Consider the following 20,887-nt stretch of genomic DNA (forward strand, 5'->3'; position numbering starts at 1 on the left):
CCCCGAAATCGGGAGGGATCGCGCGAGTCCGTCAATTCCGGTCCGAGACCGTGCAGTTAACGGCTCTGTTCGACTGTGTACGGTCGTCGAACCTTCACGATACGTGGCGCCGGTCAGTCCTTGGGGCTGAACGTGGCGAACGCCGTCTCCCGCAGCGTCTTGCACTCCGCGCCGTTCCACTCGTCCGCCTTGCAGCTGATCATGATGGAGTAGCCGTGCTCGGCGTCCACCTTGAAGCCGCGGTTGAGCACATGGACGCGCATGCCCTGCTGGACACGCTCGAACTCCCAGTCGGCGACGGTCGGGTAGCCCTTGTACGAGACCGTCCTGATGCCGAAGTGCTTGTACCCCTTGCTGGTGGCTGCGACGCCTATCTTGCCCAGCTCCCAGGCGGCCGCCGCGTCGTCCTTCGGGCTGGCGTTGAAGTCGACCTGGATGCGCGGGAAGCCGCCGCTCTCGCTGAATATCCCGCCACCGCTGTAGCCCGGTATCGACCGGACCTTGAAGGTGGAGGGCATCGCCATGGAGAAGTGGAAGCGGTCGTTGGTGACGAGGGTGTAGCCCGCGGGCAGCTGCTTGCCCGCGTCGCCGCCGGGCTTGCCGGACGGCGTGACGCCGTTGCCGTTCGACCCGCCGGTCCCGCCCGTGGAGCCCGTCGTGCCGTCGGCCCCCGTCGACCCGTCGGAGCCGGTGCCGCCGTCGGAGCCGGTGTCGCCGGGCTGTGCGCCGCCCTGCTGGCCGGGGCCGCCGGGCGTCTGCCCCTTGCCGCCGTCGGAGCCGCCGGAGCCGCTGGAATCGCCGGATCCGTCACCGCCCGCCGAGGCGCCGGCCGAGGCGGTGCTGCCCCCGCCGCCCTTGCCCTGGTTGCCCTCGTCGCCACCGCTGAGGGAGACCGCGAGGATCGTCCCGAGCAGGGCGAGAACGGCGACCGCGGCGATGATCACCAACGTGCGGCGCGGGACGACATCGGTCAGTGCCGCTCGGGCCGGAGCCGGTCTGCCGGCGCCCTGGGGCACCGCGGAGCCCGCCCCCGCCTTCGCGTTGGGCGTCTGCGACGCCCTCGGCTCGGCCTTCACGGAGGCCGCCGCGTTACGCACGGACTTCAGGGCACCCCGCATCCGGTCGGCGGACGCGTCGGGCGCCTTGGCCCGGTCGGCCACCGGGGCCACCGGCGCCTGCTCGGGGCGCGGCGGCAGCGGTACGACCCTGGTGACCTCGGGCGAGATCCGGGGCGCGGCCTCGGGCGCGTCGAGCACGGCCCGCAGCAGGACGCGCGCGCGGGCGTCGTCGAGGCGCTGGGCCGGGTCCTTGGCGAGGAGGCCGTAGATGACCTTCTCCAGCTCGGGTCCCGCGTTCTTCGGCGGGTCGACCGGCTCGGTCATCACCGCCGTGAGGGTGGCGATGGCGGAGCCCTTGTCGTACGGCGGGCTGCCCTCGACCGCCGCGTAGATCAGGCCGCCGAGCGACCACATGTCGGCGGCGGGGCCGGGCTTGTGGCCGCGGGCGCGCTCCGGGGAGATGTACGAGGGGGCGCCGACGAGCATGCCGGTGGAGGTGATCGAGGGGTCGCCCTCCACCTGGGCGATGCCGAAGTCGGTGAGGACGACCCGGCCGTCCTCGGCGATCAGCACGTTGGACGGCTTCACGTCGCGGTGCAGGATGCCCTCGCGGTGCGCCGAACGCAGCACGTCGAGGATGGCGAGGCCGACCTCGGCGGCGCGCCGCGGCGTGAGCGTGCCGTCCTCGCGGACCGCGTCCGCGAGGGACTTGCCCTCGATGAGCTCCATGACGATCCACGGACGGTCGTCCTCGTCGACGACGTCGTACACGGTCACGGCGCCGTTGTTGCGGATCCGGGCGATGGCCTTCGCCTCGCGCAGCGTCCGGGTGATGAGGCGGCGCTTCTCGTCGTCGTCGATGCTGGTGGGGAAGCGGAGTTCCTTGACGGCGACGGTACGGCCGAGGGTCTCGTCGACCGCGCGCCACACGGTGCCCATGCCGCCGCGGCCGAGGACCGCGCCGAGCCGGTAGCGGCCGGCGAGCAGCCGGCCCTCGTTGGCCGGAACCTTGCGCGCCCGGTCGCCGCGCGTGGAGCCCGACGCCGTCCGGCGGTCGCTCTCGCCGTCGCCGTCGCCCGCGCCGAACCCGGCCCGACCGGTGGACGGCTCGGTCCCACGCAGCCGCCCGGCGGCGGAGACGTCCTCGCCGGCACGCGCACCGGTTCCCGCCGCGTCGGCCGGCGCGCTCGCCGGGCCCTTCGCGTCCTGGACATCGGCGGAGCCCCGGGCACCCGCGGGTCCCCGCGCGTCCTGAACGTCCTTCACGTCCCGAACGCCCTCGGCGTCCTGAACGTCCTTCACGCTTCCACCACCCGCGTCCCGAGCGCCCGAGCCCTCGACACCCGCGTCCCGAACACCCGCGTCCGCCGCGTCCACCGGGTCCGCGGAGTCCGTGGGCGCCACGGGGGCAGCCGGTTCCCCGGCACCCTCGGCACCCTGTTTGACCTGCGCGTCCTTCGCGTCCCGCGCCGGCTCACGCGCGGCCGGGACCGCTCCTCGGTCGCCGTCGGTCGCGGCCCCCGCGGCGGCGTCCCGCCTGGGGTCCTTCGCCGTGTCCCGCGACTGCTCCGCCTCCGACATGCGTCCCCTCTGCGATCCCTGATCTTCGCCGCGTCTGCCGCTTCCCGCGCGATGCGGTAACCCGCCCTGGAAGAGAGGCCATTGTCCCTCACCTCGGGACGGGCGGCGCCCCCGGGTCCGTACTCCGGGATGACGACGCCCCCACACACCCTCCAGGTTCCCACCCGTGGCAAGCGGACCGGTCGTTCTGTCAGAGCGGCACGATGTCCGGCGCCCCGAGTCGAGCGGCGTCCGCTGTCAGGTCGTCGGGCTGCCGCTGCGACTCGCGCTCGGCCTCGACCCGCTTCTCGTAGTGCTCGATCTCCTTCTCGATCTGGAGGTCGTCCCAGCCGAGGACCGGCGCCATCAGTTCCGCGCACTCGCGGGCGCTGAGGGTGCCGCGGTCGAAGGTCTCGATGGAGATTCTGGTCCGCCGGGTGAGGACGTCGTCGAGGTGCCGGGCGCCCTCGTGGGAGGCGGCGTAGACGATTTCGGCGCGCAGGTAGTCGTCGGCCGCCGGGAGGGGTCGGGCGAGCGTGGGGTCCTCGGCGATGAGGTCGAGGATCTGCTCCGTCAGGGAGCCGTACCGGTTGAGGAGATGCTCGACCCTGACGACGTGGAGGCCGGTGCGCGCGGCGATTCTGGCCCGCGCGTTCCACAGGGCCCGGTAGCCCTCGGCGCCGAGGAGCGGGACGTCCTCGGTGACGCAGGGGGCGACCCGCTGGTCGAGGGCGTGCACGGCCTCGTCGACGGCGTCCTTGGCCATGACCCGGTACGTCGTGTACTTGCCGCCGGCCACCACGACCAGGCCGGGGACCGGGTGGGCGACGGTGTGTTCGCGCGAGAGCTTGCTCGTGGCGTCCGACTCGCCGGCGAGCAGGGGGCGCAGGCCCGCGTAGACGCCCTCGACGTCGTCCCGGGTGAGCGGGGTGGCGAGCACGGTGTTCACATGCTCCAGGAGGTAGTCGATGTCGGCGCTGGACGCGGCGGGATGGGCCTTGTCGAGGTCCCATTCGGTGTCGGTGGTGCCGACGATCCAGTGCCGGCCCCAGGGGATCACGAAGAGCACGGACTTCTCGGTGCGCAGGATGAGCCCGGTGGAGGAGTGGATGCGGTCCTTGGGGACGACGAGGTGGATGCCCTTGGAGGCGCGGACGTGGAACTGGCCGCGCTCGCCGATGAGGGCCTGGGTGTCGTCGGTCCACACCCCGGTGGCGTTGACGATCTGCTTGGCCCGGATCTCGTACGCGACGCCGGCCTCGACGTCCTGGACGCGGGCGCCGACGACCCGCGCGCCCTCGCGCAGGAAGCCGACGACGCGGGCCCGGCTCGCGGCCAGGGCGCCGTAGGAGGCGGCGGTGCGCACGAGGGTGGTGACGAAGCGGGCGTCGTCCATCTGGGCGTCGTAGTACTGCAGGGCGCCGACGAGGGCGTCCTTCTTCAGGCAGGGGGCGACCCGCAGGGCGCCCCGCCGGGAGAGGTGCCGGTGGACGGGAAGGCCGCGGCCGTGCCCGGAGGAGAGGGACATCGCGTCGTAGAGCGCGACGCCCGAGCCCGCGTAGAACCGCTCCCAGCCCTTGTGCTGGAGCGGGTAGAGGAAGGGGACCGGCTTCACCAGGTGGGGTGCGAGCCGCTCCAGGAGCAGTCCGCGCTCCTTGAGGGCTTCGCGGACCAGGGCGAAGTCCAGCATCTCCAGGTAGCGCAGGCCGCCGTGGATGAGCTTGCTGGACCGGCTGGAGGTGCCGGAGGCCCAGTCGCGGGCCTCGACGATGCCGGTGGAGAGCCCTCTCGTGACGGCGTCCAGTGCCGTCCCGGCGCCGACCACTCCGGCGCCGACCACCAGCACGTCCAGCTCGCGCTCGGCCATGGCCGCGAGCGCTTCGGCGCGCTCGGCGGGTCCCAGTGTCGCTGTCCTCACGGTGCCTCCCGTCGTCCCCCGTCGTTCCGGCACGCGAACCGGGCCATGTGGTCCGGCTCACAGCTCGATTCTGGCCCTCCCCGGCGACTTCAGCCACCGCCTCGTCACGGACCTGTGGATAACACTCGGCGACCTTCGGTCGCACAATGCGGCATATCGGTCATATTTACGCCTAGTCTGACATTGCGCCTGACCCGTTCTGTCCACCGGGCTTGCGCGTCGCGTTCCCTCCGGCTACTGGGAAGGACGGCCCACCCTCCATGCCCGCTGATCTCGCCGTCATCGGCCTCGGCCACCACGGACTCCCCCTGGCCCAGGCCGCCACCGCCGCAGGCATCGACACCATCGGCTACGACACCGACCCCCGCCCCGTCGCCGAACTCGCCGCCGGCCGCTCCCCGGTCGACGGCTCCCTCACCGTCCCGGAGATCCGCCGGATGCTCTCGGGGGGCTTCCGGCCGACCGCCAACCCCGCCGAACTCGGCCGGGTCCGCACCGCCGTCCTGTGCGCCCCGACCCCCCTCGGTCCGGAGGGCTCCCTCGACCTCACCGCCGTCACCGACGCCGCACGCGCGCTCGCCGCCCGGCTGCGCCCGCACACCACCGTCCTCCTGGAGTCCCAGGTCCCCCCGGGTACCACCGAGGGCCTGCTCCGCGACCTCCTCGAAGCGGGCTCCGGCCTGCGCGCCGGACGCGACTTCCACCTCGCGCACTCCCCCGGCCGCCTCGACCCCGGCAGCCGCACCCACGGCTTCGCCGGCACCCCCAAGGTCATCGGGGGCCTCACCCCGGCCTGCACCGAGGCGGCGGCCGCCTTCTACGGCCGGCTCACCGACAAGGTGGTACGCGCGCGTGGCCCCCGCGAGGCGGAGACGGTCAAGCTCCTGGAGACCAACTTCCGGCACGTCAACATCGCCCTGGTCAACGAGATGGCGGTGCTCTGCCACGAACTCGGCGTCGACCTGTGGGACGTCATCCGCTGCGCCGAGACCAAGCCCTTCGGCTTCCAGGCCTTCCGCCCGGGACCGGGTGTCGGCGGCCACGGCGTCCCCGTCGACACCGTCGGCGCCCACCGCCCGCTCCGCCTCGTCGAACTCGCCGGCCAGGTCAACGAACGCATGCCGCAGTACGTCGTCCAGCGCGCCGCCACCCTCCTCAACGAACACGGCAAGTCGGCCCGTGGCGCCCGGATCCTGCTCCTGGGCATCACGTACAAGCCCGACCTGCCCGACCGTCAGGGCTCCCCCGCCGACGAGATCGCATGCCGTCTGATGGACCTCGGCGCGGCCGTCAGCTACCACGACCCGCACGTCCCCGACTGGCGCGTCCGCGAACTCCCCGTCCCCCGCGCGGACTCCCTCTACGAGGCCGCCGCCCACGCCGACCTGACGATCCTGCTCCAGCACCACCGCACCTACGACCTCCAGGGCCTCGCGGTCAAGGCCCAGCTCCTCCTCGACACCCGGGGCGCCACCCCCACGGGTACGGCCCACCGCCTTTGACCTGCGTGGCCACCGGGCAAATCTGTTGTGCCCCTGTCATAGGGGGGTGCTAATCTCCGGGCCTCTCGTCTGCACGTACGCGCGTGCTACTTCCGTCCCTGGGGGGATCCGCACCATGAGCCAGCCCGTTCCGCCGCCCGGCAACCCGTTCGCCGGGGGCGCCGCGCCCGAGCAGTACCCGGTCGCGCCGCCGCCGGCGCCCGCCCGCGACAACGTCGCCCTCGGCCTGGTCGCCGCGCTCGTCGCCGCGCTGGTCTCCGCCGGTGTGTACGGCGCCGTCATCGGCGGCGTCGAGCGCGAGATCGGCTGGGCCGCCGTCGGCGTCGGCTTCCTCACCGGTTTCGCCGCCGGCAAGGTCGGCGGCCGCAACCCCCTCCTGCCGATCGCGAGCGCGGTGCTCGCCCTCGGCGCGGTCTACCTCGGCCAGCTCCTGGGCATCGCGATCCTCCTCTCCAAGGAGCTGAACGTCTCCGCGACGGAGCTCTTCTTCCAGGAGTTCGGTCTGCTCACCGAGGGCTGGAACGCGACCAAGGACGGGCTGACGTTCCTGTTCTTCGGCATCGCCGCCTTCGCCGCCTTCTCCGGCGCCAAGAAGGCCTCGTAACCGTCGTCCTACGTGAAGGGGCCCCGCACCACCCGGTGCGGGGCCCCTTCGCGTACGGAACAGTCGGACGTCAGCGCTTGTGCTGGGAGTCCGCGACCGTGACCTCGACGCGCTGGAACTCCTTGAGCTCGCTGTAGCCCGTCGTGGCCATCGCGCGGCGCAGGGCGCCGAAGAAGTTCATCGAGCCGTCCGGGGTGTGCGACGGGCCCGCGAGGATCTCCTCGGTGGTGCCGACGATGCCCAGGTCGACCAGCTTGCCGCGCGGCACGTCCTCGTGGACGGCCTCCATGCCCCAGTGGTGGCCCTTGCCGGGCGCGTCCGTGGCGCGGGCCAGCGGGGAGCCGATCATGACCGAGTCGGCGCCGCAGGCGATCGCCTTCGGCAGGTCGCCGGACCAGCCGACACCGCCGTCGGCGATGACGTGCACGTACCGGCCGCCGGACTCGTCCATGTAGTCGCGGCGGGCCGCGGCCACGTCGGCGACCGCGGTCGCCATCGGGACCTGGATGCCGAGGACGTTGCGCGTGGTGTGCGCGGCGCCGCCACCGAAGCCGACGAGGACACCCGCGGCGCCGGTGCGCATCAGGTGCAGGGCCGCGGTGTACGTGGCGCAGCCGCCGACGATGACCGGGACGTCGAGCTCGTAGATGAACTGCTTCAGGTTCAGCGGCTCGGACGCGCCCGAGACGTGCTCGGCGGAGACCGTCGTACCGCGGATGACGAAGATATCCACGCCGGCGTCGACGACCGCCTTGGAGAACTGCGCGGTGCGCTGCGGGGAGAGCGCCGCGGCGGTGACGACACCGGAGTCGCGCACCTCCTTGATGCGCTGCCCGATCAGCTCTTCCTTGATCGGGGCCGCGTAGATCTCCTGCAGACGACGGGTCGCGGTCGCCTCGTCCAGCTCGGCGATCTCGTCGAGCAGCGGCTGCGGGTCCTCGTACCGGGTCCAGAGACCCTCGAGGTTCAGAACTCCCAGGCCGCCCAGCTCGCCGATGCGGATGGCGGTCTGCGGCGACACGACCGAGTCCATCGGGGCGGCCAGGAACGGGAGCTCGAACCGGTAGGCGTCGATCTGCCAGGCGATCGAGACCTCCTTCGGGTCCCGGGTGCGCCGGCTCGGAACGACGGCGATGTCGTCGAACGCGTACGCCCTGCGGCCGCGCTTGCCGCGCCCGATCTCGATCTCAGTCACGATGTGTGGCCTTTCCCTCTACGTCTGCGCCTACCAGTATCCCCGACACAAGCGTGAGGGGCGGTTCCGGCCACATGCCGGAACCGCCCCCACGCGTCGCGCTGTGTTACTTCCTGCTGTAGTTCGGCGCCTCGACCGTCATCTGGATGTCGTGCGGGTGGCTCTCCTTGAGGCCCGCCGAGGTGATCCGGACGAACCGGCCGTGGGCCTGAAGCTCCGGAACCGTGCGGCCGCCGACGTAGAACATCGACTGACGCAGGCCGCCCACCAGCTGGTGGACGACGGCCGAGAGCGGGCCGCGGTAGGGCACCTGGCCCTCGATGCCCTCGGGCACGAGCTTCTCGTCGGAGGCCACGCCCTCCTGGAAGTAGCGGTCCTTGGAGAAGGAGCGCTGCTCGCCGCGGGTCTGCATGGCGCCGAGCGAGCCCATGCCGCGGTACGACTTGAACTGCTTGCCGTTGATGAAGAGCAGCTCGCCCGGGGACTCCTCGCAGCCCGCGAGCAGCGAGCCGAGCATCACCGTGTCGGCACCGGCCACGAGGGCCTTGGCGATGTCGCCGGAGTACTGCAGGCCGCCGTCGCCGATGACCGGGACTCCGGCCGCCTTGGCGGCGAGGGAGGCCTCGTAGATCGCGGTGACCTGCGGGACGCCGATGCCGGCGACGACGCGGGTGGTGCAGATGGAGCCGGGACCGACGCCGACCTTGATGCCGTCGACACCGGCGTCGATGAGCGCCTGGGCGCCGTCGCGGGTGGCGATGTTGCCGCCGATGACGTCGACGGAGGAGTTCGACTTGATCTTGGCGACCATGTCGCCGACCAGCCGGGAGTGGCCGTGGGCGGTGTCGACGACGATGAAGTCGACGCCCGCCTCGATCAGGGCCTGGGCACGCTCGTACGCGTCACCGGCGACACCGACGGCCGCGCCGACGAGCAGGCGGCCTTCCTTGTCCTTGGCGGCGTTCGGGTACTTCTCGGCCTTGACGAAGTCCTTGACCGTGATGAGGCCCTTGAGGATGCCCGCGTCGTCGACCAGCGGCAGCTTCTCGATCTTGTGGCGGCGGAGCAGCTCCATCGCGTCCACACCGGAGATGCCGACCTTGCCGGTGACCAGCGGCATCGGGGTCATGACCTCGCGCACCTGGCGGCTGCGGTCCGACTCGAAGGCCATGTCGCGGTTGGTGACGATGCCCAGGAGCTTGCCGCCCTGGTCGGTGACCGGGACGCCGCTGATGCGGAACTTCGCGCAGATCGCGTCGGCCTCGCCGAGCGTCGCGTCCGGGTGGACCGTGATCGGGTCGGTGACCATGCCGGACTCGGAGCGCTTCACCAGGTCGACCTGGTTGGCCTGGTCGGCGATCGAGAGGTTGCGGTGCAGGACACCGACACCACCCTGTCGCGCCATGGCGATCGCCATGCGGGACTCGGTGACCTTGTCCATCGCGGCGGAGAGCAGCGGGATGTTCACCCGCACGTTCTTCGAGATGTACGAGGCGGTGTCGATCTGGTCGGGCGCCATGTCCGACGCGCCCGGCAGCAGCAGCACGTCGTCGTAGGTCAGCCCGAGTGTCGCGAATTTCTCGGGCACTCCGTCGACGTTTGCAGTCATGACACCTTCCCCAAATGGTCTTGATCGGTGCGGATGTCCATGCTAACGGGCCGAAGCGGTGTCTCATTCCACGATCAAGATCAGCCGCAAGCTTTGGACGTTCGCACGTGTACGAAAGGGCCGAAAGGCCCCGGCAACACTTACTGCCTGGCTACTTCCCGGCCGGACTCGCCACGGATCACTGCTCCGCGAGCGCCCTGAGCCGGCTGAGCGCGCGGTGCTGCGCGACCCGGACGGCCCCCGGGGACATGCCGAGCATCTGCCCGGTCTCCTCGGCGGTCAGCCCGACCGCGACGCGGAGCACGAGCAGTTCGCGCTGGTTCTCCGGGAGGTTGGCGAGCAGCTTCTTGGCCCACTCGGCGTCGTCGCTGAGGAGCGCGCGCTCCTCGGGGCCGAGGGAGTCGTCGGGCCGCTCGGGCATCTCGTCGGAGGGAACGGCCGTCGACCCCGGGTGCCGCATGGCGGCCCGCTGGAGGTCGGCGACCTTGTGTCCGGCGATGGCGAAGACGAAGGCCTCGAAGGGCCTGCCCGTGTCCTTGTAGCGCGGCAGCGCCATCAGGACGGCGACGCAGACCTCCTGGGCCAGGTCCTCGACGAAGTGCCGGGCGTCGCCCGGCAGCCGGTTGAGGCGGGTGCGGCAGTACCGCAGCGCGAGCGGGTGCACCCGCGCGAGCAGGTCGTGCGTCGCCTGGGCGTCGCCGTCGACCGCACGGTGGACGAGCGCGCCGATCTCCCCCTGCCCGGCAGGCATGGGGGAACCCACGGTCTCGTCGTCGCGCATCGCTCCATGGTGCCCCGACGCTTCCGCGTTCGTGGCACCGCGTCCGTAGTTGTGCACCGAAGCGTTATGAGTAGGTGCGCCGGAACTCATCTCCCGCGCCCTCCCCTCCCGCTCGATCGACTCGTCCCCGAGGAACTCCACACCTCAAGGATGCGGCATTCCGCGGGGAAGTGACACAAGCCCACCCCGTCCACCCCACGACGGACGCGGGCGAGGACGGGGATGTAGCCGGTGACCTGCGACTCAGCGGACCAGGCCCCAGCGGAATCCGAGGGCGACGGCATGCGCCCGGTCCGAGGCGCCCAGCTTCTTGAAGAGACGCCGGGCGTGGGTCTTGACCGTGTCCTCGGAGAGGAAGAGCTCGCGCCCGATCTCCGCGTTGGACCGGCCGTGGCTCATGCCTTCGAGGACCTGGATCTCGCGTGCGGTGAGGGTGGGCGCTGCGCCCATCTCGGCCGAACGGAGCCGGCGCGGGGCGAGCCGCCAGGTCGGGTCGGCCAGCGCCTGGGTGACGGTGGCCCGCAGTTCGGCGCGCGAGGCGTCCTTGTGCAGATAGCCACGGGCACCCGCGGCGACCGCGAGGGCGACGCCGTCGAGGTCCTCGGCGACCGTGAGCATGATGATGCGGGCGCCGGGGTCCGCGGAGAGCAGCCGGCGGACGGTCTCCACGCCGCCCAGACCGGGCATGCGTACGTCCATCAGAATCAGGTCCGAGCGGTCCGCGCCCCAGCGGCGGAGGACTTCCTCGCCGTTGGCCGCGGTGGTCACGCGCTCGACACCGGGCACGGTCGCGACCGCGCGGCGGAGCGCCTCTCGGGCAAGCGGGGAGTCGTCGCAGACGAGAACGGATGTCATGCCTGACCTCCGCGGCTCTCGCAGCTGTAGCGCGTCACCTTGAGCCTCCAGGGCTGTACGTAATCGTCACCTGTGCGATTGACGCTCTCGGACACCTGCCCGATCGCTTGTTCCTTCAACCGCCTCCGCACTCTCAACGACGGTCACTCGAAAGAGTTACGGGTCGGACGGCGGCGTTCGGCACTCTACGTGAGGGAACGTGCGCGGAGGAGAGCGACGCGGCCCTTCTGTCCATCATCGAAAGCTATGCCCCATTTAGCGGGTTTTCTTCCCTTTTCGCAGTGTCTGTGGCTAGATTCGCAATGAGTCATATTTACATCTACTTAGACAGTAGGTGTACCGACCCGGAGCCGTCGGGGCCCCGAGGAGCCCCGGCCATAGCCATCCACCCGCCCACCTATCCGTTCGACACGGTTTCAAGGGGACAAGCGCAATGGCAGATTTCTCCCGCCTTCCCGGACCCAACGCCGATCTGTGGGACTGGCAACTGCTCGCGGCCTGCCGCGGAGTCGACAGCTCCCTGTTCTTCCACCCCGAGGGAGAGCGCGGCGCGGCACGGAGTGCGCGTGAGAACTCGGCGAAAGAGGTCTGCATGCGGTGCCCGGTGCGCGCGGAGTGCGCGGCACACGCACTCGCCGTGCGGGAGCCCTACGGCGTATGGGGCGGCCTCACCGAGGACGAACGCGAAGAGCTCATGGGACGCGCGCGCAATCGCCTGATCGCAGCGGCACCGACGGCGACGTCGGTTGCATCGGTCGCGTCCGCGGCTTCCGTGACATCCATGACGACAGCGGCGTCGGCATCCGGCCGGCCGATTGTGGAGCGCATGTGAAGGAACGTTTCCTCAACTAAGCAGCCCCAACGGAGCAGCACGGACGACCAGGAACACGGAGGGCCAGGAGCACGGAGAGCCAGGAGCCCGGAGGACCGGAGCCGCGCCCACGCGCGTGTCGCGACACCTACGCGCGCGTGGCGGCCCGGGTCAGTTCGTCGAGCGTGGCGGCGACGGCCGGGACCTGCGCCAGGTCGGGCAGCGTCAGGGCCACGATCTCCCGCTCCACGGCCGGCTCCACGGCCACGGTCCGCGCGCCCTTGGGCCGTACGGACTCGATGGCCAGCTCCGGCAGGACGGCCACGCCGAGACCGGCGCCGACCAGGCCCACCACGGCCGGGTAGTCGTCGGTGGCGAAGTCGATGCGGGGGGTGAATCCCGCCTCCTCGCACACGTCCACGAGCTGACGGCGGCAGCGCGGGCAGCCCGCGATCCAGGACTCGTCGGCGAGTTCGGCGATGCCGACGGACGCGGCCCCGGCGAGCCGGTGGCCCTCGGGGACGAGGCCCACCAGGCGGTCGGCGAGGATCGGCCGGACGACCAGGTCGTCCCACTCGGCCTGCCCGTCAGCCGGTCGACCGGTCTGCCCGGCTCCGTAGCGGAAGGCGAGGGCCACGTCGCAGTCGCCCCCGCGGAGCATCTCGATCGAGCGCGGCGGTTCGGCCTCGACGAGCGAGACGCGGGTGCCGGGGTGCGCGGCCCGCAGCGCGGCGAGCGCGGTGGGGACGAGGGTGGAGCTGCCGCTGGGGAAGGAGACCAGGCGGACCCGGCCCGCGCGGAGCCCGGCGATCGCGGCGACCTCCTCCTCCGCGGCGGTGAGCCCGGCGAGGATGCCGGAGGCGTGGCGGACCAGGACCTCACCGGCCTGGGTGAGGCGCATCTCGCGGGCCGTACGGATCAGCAGCGGCGTGCCGGCGGAGGCTTCGAGCGCCTTCATCTGCTGGCTGACGGCGGGCTGGGTGCAGCCGAGTTCGCGCGCGGCGGCCGAGAAGGAGCCGGTGGCGGCGACAGCGCGCAGGACGCGGAGATGACGTGCCTCGATCATGGACTCCATCATAAGCGAGTCTTGGGTTGGATGCTGAATATTCGCTCACGGCTTTGAGATGATGCCCGTAAAGTGCCTACATGACCTTGCTCAGTGTGAATGTGGGCCGCGCCAAGGCCGTGGACTACACCGACGCCGCCTCCGGCCTCACCGCCATCGACAAGCGCCCCGTCGACGGGCCCGTGCGGATCGAGGCGCCGGGGGCGCCCGGTGTCGGGACGAGCGGGCTCGCCGGGGACACGGTCTGCGACCTGCGCTTCCACGGCGGCGACGACCGGGCCGCGTACGCCTTCGCCCGCGAGGACCTGGACCGGTGGGAGCGGGAGCTCGGCCGTCCGCTGGCCAACGGCTCCTTCGGCGAGAACCTCACCACCCTCGGCCTGGACGTGAACGGGGCCCTGATCGGCGAGCGATGGCGGATCGGCGAGGAGGTCGTCCTCGAAGTCACCGGCGGCCGCATCCCCTGCCGTACCTTCGCGGGCTTCGTGGAGGAGAAGGGCTGGGTCCGGCGCTTCACGCAGTCGGAGGCCGGACCCGGCGCGCTGCTGCGGGTGATCGTGCCGGGCGAGATCCGCGCCGGAGACCCGATGACGGTCGTCCACCGGCCCGACCACGACATCACCGTCGCGCTGCTGCATCGCGCCGCGACCGCCGAACGCACCCTGCTGCCCCGCACGTTGGCCGCCGCCGCGTGGATGGAGTCCGGACTCCTCGCGCTCGCACGCCAGTACACGGAGAAGTACGCGCGCGCGTAGTCGCCGGTACGCGGACAAGAGCGTCCGCGGCGGGGCACTACCGTGCCCGTATGACGACTGCACTGATTACGGGCGCCACCGCGGGCATCGGGGCCGCCTTCGCACGGAGGCTCGCGGCCGACGGCCACGATGTCGTGCTCGTGGCACGGGACGTGAAGCGGCTCCGGGAGCAGGCGACCGAGTTGCACGACCGGCACGGCATCGAGGCCGAGGTGCTCTCGGCGGACCTCGCCGAGGAGAAGGGCATCGCCGCCGTCGAGGCCCGGCTCTCGGACCCGAAGCAGCCGGTGGACATGCTCGTGAACAACGCCGGCTTCGGCAACAAGGGCCGCTTCCTCGAAGTGTCCATGGCCGACGAGCTGAAGATGCTCACGGTGCACTGCGAGGCGGTGTTGCGGCTGACCTCGGCCGCCGCCGCCTCGATGAAGGAGCGCCACCGGGGCTCCGTGGTGAACGTCGCGTCGGTGGCGGCCTTCGTGCCCCGCGGCACGTACGGGGCGTCGAAGGCCTGGGTCGTGCAGTTCACCCAGGGCGCGGCCCGGGACCTGGCGGGCAGCGGGGTCCGGTTGATGGCGCTCTGCCCCGGCTTCGTACGGACCGAGTTCCACGAGCGGGCCGGGATGGGGACGGACAACATCCCGGGCTGGATGTGGCTCGACGCGGACAAGCTGGTGACGGCGGCGATCGCGGACCTGGACCGGGGGAAGACGCTGTCGATCCCCGACCCCCGCTACAAGGCCCTCATGGGTGTGGTGAAGCTGGCGCCGCGCGGCCTGCTCGGCGGGGTCTCCTCCAAGGCGGGCCGCAAGTACGGGCCGAAGTAGCGCGGTCACCGGTCGCGCGCGTCGAGGTCCAGTTCGACGGTGGTTCCGTTCCGCCAGGTCACGTGGAGCGTGTGGCCGGCGACCCGGACGGCCGCGAGGTCGGTGACGGGGGCCGGGGCGGGCTCGGCGGTGAGCGAGGCGAGGGCGACGAAGAGGGTGGCCGGGCCGCTCGTCGTGCCGTGCAGGGCGAGGGTGCGGCTGTCGGGACCCTGCAGGGTTTCCCCGGTGGGGAGTTCGGTGGGGAGTGCGGTGGCTCCGCGGTCCGTCGGATAGCCGTGGACCGGGTGGAGCTGCGCGTGCGGGCCCTCGGGAGTGGTGGCCCAGCCGGTCTGCCGTACAGGGGTCCCTTCCGGGGCACCGAGGACGAGATGGGCGCGGACCTCGGCGCGGCCGTGGGCGAGGGTCGCGGAGAGGATCCGTACGCCGGGGCACGGGGTGTGCCGGGAGGCGGCCCAGCCGGGGCCGGTACCGGCGGGGACGGCGGGGCCCCGGGTGGTGGTCCTCCCGTCTTCCGTCAGCAGGGCGAAGTGGTTGTCGGCGGGGGCCGGACCGGTGGTGGGTCCCGTACGGGTCGAGTAGGCGTGGCGGGCGTAGCCGGGGTCGTCCTCGGCCGCCTCGGCGCTCCCTACGTGGTTGCTGCCGTGGTTGTGGAGGCGTACGAGTCCGTCGGCGGCGGTGGTCTGGACGAGGAGTCCGGCCGGGGCGAAGGGGCGGACGGTGTCGGCGCGCTCGGCCGGCAGCGGTTCCTCGGGGTCGGTCCAGGCGGGGTGGTCCGCGGGCAGGAGGAGGCCGAGGAAGCCCTTGGACGCCCAGTAGGGGGAGCCGGGTCCCGAGTACTCCTGGACCAGGGGCGCGTACGGGCCGTGCCAGCCGAGGGTGAGGAGGCCGTTCGGGTCGGTGGCGCCCCGGTCGAGGAAGTACCTCAGGGTTCCGGAGGCGAGGCGGCGGGTGGCGCCGGGGGTGAGCGGGGTGTGCCCGGTGAGGGTGCCGAGCCAGGGGGCGGCGGCCGCGGCGAAGCGGTAGATCAGGGAGCGCCCGTACGGGAGCGGGGCGCCGTCGGCGTCGAAGAGGTGGACGTAGTCGTCGAGATGGGCGCGCAGGCGGGGCCCGTACCGGTCGAGGAGCTCCCGGTCGCCGGCGAGGTGGGCGTGGAGGACGGGGTAGAAGTGCAGGGCCCAGGCGTTGTAGTGGTCGAAGGCGCGGTTGTCGCCGTCGCTGTACCAGCCGTCGCCGAGGTACCAGTCCTCGATCCGGGCGAGTGAGCGGTCGACGGTGGCGGCGGCCCGGTCGGTGTCGGCGCCGACGTCCTGGAGGAAACCGGCGACGGTGAGGCCGAAGAGCCACCAGTTGTTGTCGACGGGGGACGGGCCGAGGGCGGGGCGGAGCCAGTCGGCGACCCGCTCGCGGGTGCGGTCGTCGAGCCGGTCCCAGAGCCAGGGGCGGGTGAGGCGGAGACCGAGGGCGACGGAGGCGGCTTCGACGATCGCCTGGCGGGTGTCGGTGGTGAGGGGCCAGGAGTCGGCGTCCGCACGTCCCGGCTGCGCGGTCCCGGCGGTGAGGCCTTCGGCGTACCGGGAGAGGTGGTCGTGCGGGTCGGCTCCCTGCCCGCCCGCGACCCTGAGTGCCGCGAGGAGGAAGGTGCGGGCCCAGCCCTCCAGGCCGTCGGAGCGGGCTCCGGACCAGCTGGGGCGGGGGCCCGGCAGATCGATCAGTCCGTGGTGGGGGGAGGCGAACGGGCGTACGGCCAGGAGGAGTCGATCGGCCGTGGTCTCCCAGTGGGCACGGGTCCAGCCGGTGTACGGGCTGAGCTCACGGTTCTCGGGCGGCGTGGGCATGATGCTCCCTGCGGCTTCCTGGGGCTCCCTGCGGTGACGACTGCGTCGCCGGGAATCCTGGACAGGCTCCGATCGAACGTCAAGAGATTCGGAGCGAATGATCGAAATTTCTTCCGTTCGATCATTCGGGGCCGTGTGTGAACTAAGGTCGGGGAACCACCACCACCGCGAGGGGGAACTGCGCCGTGCGCGAGAGTGCTGCCGAACGACACGACCGACTGCTGGCCCTGGTGCGCGAGCGCGGCACCGCCCGCGTCGCCGAGCTGGCCGAGCGGCTCGGGGTCTCCCCCGTCACCGCCCGCCGGGACGTCGAACTCCTGGCGGGCCGGGGCCTGCTCGACCGGGTGCACGGCCAGGTGTCCTGGCCTCGGCGACAGGGCACCCAGGGCGCCGGACGTCCCGGTGAGGGCCTGGTCATCGGCCTGCTCGCACCCTCCGCCACGTACTACTTCGCCGAGGTCATCCGGGGCGCGCACGAGGCCGCCGCCCGCGCCGGCGCCCGGCTCGTCCTGCGCGTCTCGGACTACCGGCCGGAGGAGGACCGGGCCCGCACCGAGGGACTGCTCGCGGCCGGCGCCGAGGGCGTGCTCGTCGCACCCGGCTGGCGCGGGCCCGAGGACCAGCGGGCGTACGGGGACTGGCTGACCGAACTCCCCGTGCCGGCGGTGCTCCTGGAGCGCCGGGCCGAACCCGGCAGCCCCCTCGACGGCCTCGACCGGGTCGCCTCCGACCACGGCCACGGCGTCCTGCTCGCCCTGCGCCACCTGCTCTCCCTCGGCCATGCGACGCCCCTGCTCGTGGCGCGCCGGGACTCGCCCACCGCGCTCGCGGTGCGCGCCGGGTACGCCGAGGCGCTGGGCACCCTGGGCCTGGCGGAGCCGCGCCCGGTCATCGACTCCGTACCGGCGGAGGCGGATCCGGAGGGCTTCGAGCGGGCGGTACGGGCGCTGCACGAGGCGGTCGCCTCCGGCCTGGCGAGCGCGGCCCTGGTGCACAACGACGTGGACGCGATCGAGATCGTGCAGCGCCTGGCCGAGCTGGGCGTACGGGTACCGCAGGACCTGGCCCTGATCGCGTACGACGACGAGGTCGCGGCGCTCGCCGACACCCCGCTGACGGCGGTCGCGCCGCCCAAGCGGCAGGTGGGGCGGCATGCCACCGAACTGCTCGTGGAGCGACTCGCCGAGCGGGACGAGGGCCCGGACGAGGACGCGGCACGGCGTCATCTGGGGCTGCTGCCGAGGCTGCGGGTGCGGGAGTCGTGCGGGGCGCACACCCCGTAACCTTCTGATCTTTTTTCGATCAATCAATCTTTCGCTCTTGACTTCGGTCATGAACGGTCACAGGATCACGGCCACAACCTCCCCGCCGCCGCCCTTCAGGAGTCGTGCCGTGACCCGTAGTTGGAGCAGAACGTCCCGTGTCATAGCCGGCACCGCCACCGCCCTCGCCGTACTCACGGCCTGCGGCGGCGGCGGTGACGACACCGCGAACAAGCCGAACGGGCCCGTGACCATCACCTTCTGGGGCTGGGCCAAGGGCTCCAAGGACGTCGTCGACGCCTTCAACGCCTCCCACACCGACATCCAGGTGAAGTTCGAGGAGATCCCCTCCGGCACCGCCGGCGGCTACGCCAAGATCTCCAACGCCGTGAAGGCCGGCAACGCCCCCGACCTCGTCTCCATCGAGTACTCCTCGCTCCCCGAGTTCGTCAGCTCCGGCGCCCTCCAGGACATCGGCGGCCAGTTCACCGAGGCCGACCGCGCCAAGCTCCTCCCGCAGACCGTCGAACTCACCACCCTCGGCGGCAAGTCCTGGGCCGTCCCCTTCGACGCCGCCCCGCAGGCCTTCTTCTACCGCAAGGACCTCTTCGCGAAGTACAAGGTCCAGGTCCCCACCACCTGGGACGAGTTCAAGAAGGCCGCCGAGCAGGTCAAGAAGGCCGACGCCAAGGCCCGTATCGGCACCTTCTTCCCGGACGACCCGACCACCTTCGAGGCGATGGCCTGGCAGGCCGGCGCCCAGTGGTTCAAGGCCGAGAACGACACCTGGAAGATCGACACCACCGACGCCGCCACCACCAAGGTCGCCGCCTACTGGCAGGGCCTCCTCGACGCCGGACTCGTCCACAAGAACGCCTCCTTCAGCCCCGAGTGGACCGGCTCCCTCAAGAACGGCACCACCATCGGCTACCTCGGCGCCTCCTGGGGCGCGGGCGTCCTCAAGGGCACCCTCCCCGAGCAGGACGGCAAGTGGGCCGTCGCCCCGATGCCCAGCTGGGACGGCAAGCCCGCCAGCGGCATGCTCGGCGGCACCTCCTTCGCCGTGACCAAGGACAGCAAGCAGCAGGCCGCCGCCGTCACCTTCGCCGAGTGGATGTCCACCACCGAGGCCGGCGTGAAGGCCCGCATCGCCTCCGGCACCTCCTCCGCCTTCCCCGCCGCCACCGCGCTGCGCCCCGTCGCCAAGAAGGCCTTCGACGCGAGCTACTACGGCGGCCAGGACATCTACGCCCTCTTCGAGACGGCGGGTGCCTCCATCGGCCCGAGCTGGGCCTGGGGCCCGACGACCGGCACCACCAACACCACCATCAAGGACCACTTCGGCAAGATCACCCAGGGCGGCCCCGGCATCGCCGACGCCGTCAAGGCCGGTCACGACGCCACCGTCGCCGAACTCACCAAGCGCGGCCTGAAGGTCGAGGGCTGACCGGATGAAGGCCCGCACCCGCGCCGCCACGATCCTGCTGACCCCCTTCTTCCTGCTCTTCACCGCGGTGATGGTGGTGCCGATCGGATACGCGGTCTGGCTCAGCCTCTTCACCGAGAAGCAGTCCGGACTGGGCTTCGGCGGCACCGAGACCGTCTTCACCGGCCTCGACAACTACACCGCGGCGCTGGGTGACCGGGCCTTCCGCGAGGGCTTCGGCGTCCTGCTCGGATACTGCCTGCTCTACATCCCGCTGCTGCTCGCCGGAGCCCTCGGCCTCGCCCTCCTGCTCGACTCGGCACTCGCCCGTGCCCGCCGCTTCTTCCAGCTCGCGCTCTTCCTGCCGCACGCCGTCCCCGGCATCATCGCCGCGCTGATCTGGGTCTACCTCTACACGCCCCAGCTCAGCCCGGTCGTCCAGGCCATGGAGGCCGGCGGCATCGGCTTCGACTTCTTCTCCCCCGAAGGAGCCCTGCCCTCCGTCGTCAACATCGCGCTGTGGGAGTGGCTCGGCTACAACATGGTCATCTTCTACGCGGCCCTCCAGGCCATCGACCGCTCCGTCCTCGAAGCGGCCACCGTCGACGGGGCCGGCGCCTGGCGCATCGCCTTCTCCGTCAAGATCCCGCTGGTCAAGGCCTCACTCGCGATGGTCGGCCTCTTCACGATCATCGGCTCCCTCCAGCTCTTCACCGAGCCGCTGATCCTCAACAAGGGCACCGGCTCCGCCGTCACCTCCACCTGGACGCCGAACATGTACGCCTACACCGCGGCCTTCGACCGCAACGACTACGGGCTCGCCGCGGCGGCGTCCGTACTCCTCGCCCTGACGGCGGCGCTGCTCTCCTTCGCGGTGACCCGGGTGACGGGCCGCCGCAAGGCCGGCACGGCCCGGAAGCCCGCGCCGGCCCGCAAGCCCGCGACCGCGCGGAAGGAGCGCACGGCATGAGCGGCACCCGCACCCCCAACCGATGGCTCTCCAAGACGGCCGTCAACGGCGCCCTCGTCCTCGCCGTCGTCTACATGCTCTTCCCGCTGGTCTGGCTGCTGACCGCCGCCACCAAGGACGCTGGCGGTCTCCTCGCCGGAAACGCCTTCTCCTTCGAGGGCTTCGACCTCGGCGGCAACCTCTCCCGGCTCGCCGAGTACAACGACGGCATCTACTTCCACTGGTACGCCAACAGCCTGCTCTACGCCGGACTCGGCGCCCTCGCCTGCTCGTTCGTCAGCGTCGCCGCCGGATACGCCTTCCACGTCTACGACTTCCGCGGCAAGGAGAAGCTCTTCGGCCTGGTCCTCCTGGGCGTGCTCGTCCCCACCACCGCGCTCGCCCTGCCGATGTACCTCCTGGCCAGCGAGGTCGGCGTCGTCAACACCTACTGGGCCGTCCTGATCCCCGTCCTCGTCAACCCCTTCGGCGTCTACCTGTCCCGGGTCTTCTGCGGCGGCTACATCCCCGACGAGGCCCTGGAGGCAGCCCGTATCGACGGAGCGGGCGAACTGCGCGTCTTCTGGTCCATCGGTCTGCGCATGGTCATGCCCGGCTTCGTGACCGTCTTCCTCTTCCAGTTCACCGCCGTCTGGAACAACTTCTTCCTCCCCCTGGTGATGCTGTCGGACCAGAAGCTCTACCCGCTGAGCCTCGGCCTGTACGCGTGGAACAGCAACGCCCACGCCGAACCCGACTTCTACCCCCTCGTCGTCACCGGATCCCTGCTCGCCGTCGTCCCCCTCGTCGTCGCCTTCGTCTCCCTCCAGCGCCACTGGAAGGCCGGTCTGACGGCCGGCAGCGTCAAGTGAGGAGC

16 protein-coding genes and 1 pseudogene are annotated in these 20,887 nt (G+C 71.7%); 9 read left to right on the forward strand and 8 right to left on the reverse strand.

The window, feature by feature from the left end; translation table 11 throughout:
- Positions 1 to 113: 113 nt before the first annotated feature.
- Positions 114 to 2,639: a protein kinase domain-containing protein gene (locus OG259_RS16795; RefSeq protein ID WP_328943025.1), complete on the reverse strand. Its 2,526-nt coding sequence runs from the start codon at positions 2,637 to 2,639 to the stop codon at positions 114 to 116.
- Between the two features lie 190 nt (positions 2,640 to 2,829).
- Entirely contained in the window at positions 2,830 to 4,536 is a 1,707-nt protein-coding gene (locus OG259_RS16800; RefSeq protein ID WP_328943026.1) for a glycerol-3-phosphate dehydrogenase/oxidase, read from the reverse strand.
- 260 nt (positions 4,537 to 4,796) lie between these two features.
- Here OG259_RS16800 and OG259_RS16805 point away from each other — a divergent pair, with 260 nt between their 5' ends.
- Together OG259_RS16805 and OG259_RS16810 are read left to right on the forward strand one after the other, a co-directional pair.
- Positions 4,797 to 6,038, forward strand: coding sequence for a nucleotide sugar dehydrogenase (locus OG259_RS16805; RefSeq protein ID WP_328943027.1), 1,242 nt, complete (start codon positions 4,797 to 4,799; stop codon positions 6,036 to 6,038).
- 115 nt (positions 6,039 to 6,153) lie between these two features.
- Positions 6,154 to 6,642, forward strand: coding sequence for a hypothetical protein (locus tag OG259_RS16810; protein ID WP_328943028.1), 489 nt, complete (start codon positions 6,154 to 6,156; stop codon positions 6,640 to 6,642).
- 70 nt (positions 6,643 to 6,712) lie between these two features.
- On the opposite strand, the gene OG259_RS16815 is transcribed toward OG259_RS16810, so the two are convergent.
- From OG259_RS16815 to OG259_RS16830, 4 genes are all read right to left on the reverse strand, one after another.
- Positions 6,713 to 7,837: a GuaB3 family IMP dehydrogenase-related protein gene (locus OG259_RS16815; RefSeq protein WP_266895555.1), complete on the reverse strand. Its 1,125-nt coding sequence runs from the start codon at positions 7,835 to 7,837 to the stop codon at positions 6,713 to 6,715.
- Positions 7,838 to 7,943: 106 nt separating this feature from the next.
- Positions 7,944 to 9,446 (reverse strand): IMP dehydrogenase, encoded by a 1,503-nt coding sequence (guaB, locus tag OG259_RS16820; RefSeq protein WP_328943029.1) that lies wholly within the window; start codon positions 9,444 to 9,446, stop codon positions 7,944 to 7,946.
- Positions 9,447 to 9,624: 178 nt separating this feature from the next.
- Positions 9,625 to 10,227: a sigma-70 family RNA polymerase sigma factor gene (locus tag OG259_RS16825; RefSeq protein WP_030211429.1), complete on the reverse strand. Its 603-nt coding sequence runs from the start codon at positions 10,225 to 10,227 to the stop codon at positions 9,625 to 9,627.
- Positions 10,228 to 10,470: 243 nt separating this feature from the next.
- Positions 10,471 to 11,082, reverse strand: a complete 612-nt coding sequence (locus OG259_RS16830; protein ID WP_003948568.1) for a response regulator transcription factor — start codon at positions 11,080 to 11,082, stop codon at positions 10,471 to 10,473.
- A 433-nt stretch (positions 11,083 to 11,515) separates the two neighbouring features.
- Between OG259_RS16830 and OG259_RS16835 the strand changes: the two are divergent.
- Positions 11,516 to 11,842: pseudogene (locus OG259_RS16835) on the forward strand (WhiB family transcriptional regulator); the annotation flags it as partial.
- Positions 11,843 to 12,041: 199 nt separating this feature from the next.
- On the opposite strand, the gene OG259_RS16840 reads toward OG259_RS16835, so the two are convergent.
- Positions 12,042 to 12,959 (reverse strand): LysR family transcriptional regulator, encoded by a 918-nt coding sequence (locus OG259_RS16840; protein WP_328943030.1) that lies wholly within the window; start codon positions 12,957 to 12,959, stop codon positions 12,042 to 12,044.
- Between the two features lie 80 nt (positions 12,960 to 13,039).
- Between OG259_RS16840 and OG259_RS16845 the strand changes: the two genes are divergently transcribed.
- Together OG259_RS16845 and OG259_RS16850 are read left to right on the forward strand one after the other, a co-directional pair.
- Positions 13,040 to 13,714, forward strand: coding sequence for an MOSC domain-containing protein (locus OG259_RS16845; RefSeq protein WP_328943031.1), 675 nt, complete (start codon positions 13,040 to 13,042; stop codon positions 13,712 to 13,714).
- Positions 13,715 to 13,764: 50 nt separating this feature from the next.
- On the forward strand, positions 13,765 to 14,538 hold the full coding sequence (locus OG259_RS16850; RefSeq protein WP_328943032.1) for an SDR family NAD(P)-dependent oxidoreductase: 774 nt from the start codon (positions 13,765 to 13,767) through the stop codon (positions 14,536 to 14,538).
- Between the two features lie 5 nt (positions 14,539 to 14,543).
- Here OG259_RS16850 and OG259_RS16855 read toward each other — a convergent pair whose 3' ends face one another.
- On the reverse strand, positions 14,544 to 16,373 hold the full coding sequence (locus OG259_RS16855; protein WP_328943033.1) for a DUF2264 domain-containing protein: 1,830 nt from the start codon (positions 16,371 to 16,373) through the stop codon (positions 14,544 to 14,546).
- A gap of 185 nt (positions 16,374 to 16,558) precedes the next feature.
- Here OG259_RS16855 and OG259_RS16860 point away from each other — a divergent pair, with 185 nt between their 5' ends.
- From OG259_RS16860 to OG259_RS16875, 4 genes are all read left to right on the forward strand, one after another.
- The gene (locus tag OG259_RS16860; RefSeq protein ID WP_328943034.1) at positions 16,559 to 17,656 is read left to right on the forward strand and encodes a substrate-binding domain-containing protein; all 1,098 of its coding nucleotides are present in this window, start codon (positions 16,559 to 16,561) and stop codon (positions 17,654 to 17,656) included.
- A 109-nt stretch (positions 17,657 to 17,765) separates the two neighbouring features.
- Positions 17,766 to 19,082, forward strand: coding sequence for an ABC transporter substrate-binding protein (locus OG259_RS16865; protein WP_328943035.1), 1,317 nt, complete (start codon positions 17,766 to 17,768; stop codon positions 19,080 to 19,082).
- Positions 19,083 to 19,086: 4 nt separating this feature from the next.
- Entirely contained in the window at positions 19,087 to 20,031 is a 945-nt protein-coding gene (locus tag OG259_RS16870) for a carbohydrate ABC transporter permease (protein ID WP_328943036.1), read from the forward strand.
- Complete coding sequence (locus tag OG259_RS16875; protein WP_328943037.1) at positions 20,028 to 20,882, forward strand: carbohydrate ABC transporter permease; 855 nt, start codon at positions 20,028 to 20,030, stop codon at positions 20,880 to 20,882. Before OG259_RS16870 ends, OG259_RS16875 begins: the two co-directional genes overlap by 4 nt.
- The last annotated feature ends 5 nt before the right edge of the window (positions 20,883 to 20,887 follow it).

This window comes from Streptomyces sp. NBC_00250 (assembly GCF_036192275.1).
Taxonomy (GTDB): domain Bacteria; phylum Actinomycetota; class Actinomycetes; order Streptomycetales; family Streptomycetaceae; genus Streptomyces.